A 1,250-nucleotide genomic window follows, 5' to 3' on the forward strand; every position below is an offset into this window, starting at 1 on the left:
CCAAAGCCTTATCTGATGAGCGTATCCGGCCGTTGTGCGACACCGTTACGGTGGCCGCTCCCACCGTTGTGGATTATGCATTGGACGCCGAGCTGGTGCTGTTTACCGGGGTAAATCCGGATGAAGCAGTAGCGGCTGCTAAAGCGTCATGGGCAGCATATGAATCCGCCCGCCGTGAAAAGCTTGGACTGGACATTGTACCTTTGGATATTCAGACGGCTCTGAAAGTGCCTGGCGTATATAACGTGGTGCTGAAGAATCTGCCGCTGCGCGTGGTTAAGGCCAATCAGTGGTCGCGTTGCACATCGGTAAACATTACCGCTGCACCGGAGTACGCCGATGGCTAAATTAACTTACGCCGACATCATCGAAAGAGATCAGCATTACAAGCTGCTGGCTGATTTAGGCTTGCGTCTAGCTGATATTGATGCAGCCAAGCTGATGCCCCGGCTGATTAATCTGGTCGCACCCGAGCATTTGGATTTATTGGCCGAGAGCCGCAGCATATTGGGTGCGGACGGTTATTGGTTGGCGGAGTCCGACCAAATGCGCCGACGCCTGATTAAAGGCGCATACGAGCTGCATCGATATAAGGGTACCCCCTGGGCCATCCGAGAAATTGTGCGACGGCTTGGCTTCGGTGAGGTGCAAATTATCGAAGGTATGGGCGGCAAACGGCATGACGGCGAAATCGTGCGCGATGGTCGCTATGCCTACGGTCACAGCGACCGGTGGGCGCACTATCGCATCATCATGAATAACGTCATTACCAATGACCAAGCAGCATTGTTGAGGCACACCCTAAGAGCGTTTGCGCCCGCCCGCTGCGTATTGGCTGCGTTGGATTATCAAGCCAGCGCATTAAGACACAACGGCCGTGCTTTGCGCGACGGCAGATTTAATCGAGGAACCGCATAATGGCAAATTTAGTAGAAACCAACCGCTGGGAAGCCGGCATTTATCAGGTCGAGACATCCGATCCTGTAATGGGTGGGCCGAATGGCGTAGATAACTTGGCTCCGCGTCAACTAGCCAATCGCACGCTATGGCTGAAAACCGAGCTGGCCAAAGCTGTGGCCAGCATCGGCCAAAATAAAACCGCAGCCGACCAAGGACTGGCAAACAAGGCGGATAAAACCGTCCGAATCATTGCAGGTAACGGCCTAACGGGTGGTAACACGTTAGAGCAAAATATAACGGTTGCATTGGGCTTACCCGGCAAAATTACTGCCTCTACGACCAACAGCGTA

Annotated in this window: 2 protein-coding genes and 1 pseudogene; all 3 read left to right on the forward strand. The window is 53.7% G+C overall.

Annotated features, from left to right (window positions below; genetic code table 11):
- On the forward strand, window positions 1-347 hold a 347-nt coding region (locus ACEPPX_RS11790), incomplete at its 5' end, for a baseplate J/gp47 family protein (RefSeq protein WP_416624197.1).
- Complete coding sequence (locus tag ACEPPX_RS11795) at window positions 340-918, forward strand: phage tail protein (protein ID WP_416624198.1); 579 nt, start codon at window positions 340-342, stop codon at window positions 916-918. The genes ACEPPX_RS11790 and ACEPPX_RS11795, both read left to right, overlap by 8 nt.
- Window positions 918-1,250 (forward strand): annotated as a pseudogene (locus ACEPPX_RS11800) (hypothetical protein); the annotation flags it as partial. The gene ACEPPX_RS11795 and the pseudogene ACEPPX_RS11800, both read left to right, overlap by 1 nt.

Origin of the sequence: Neisseria sp. S1 (assembly GCF_048060015.1) — a bacterium.
In the GTDB taxonomy this organism is placed as follows: domain Bacteria; phylum Pseudomonadota; class Gammaproteobacteria; order Burkholderiales; family Neisseriaceae; genus Neisseria; species Neisseria arctica.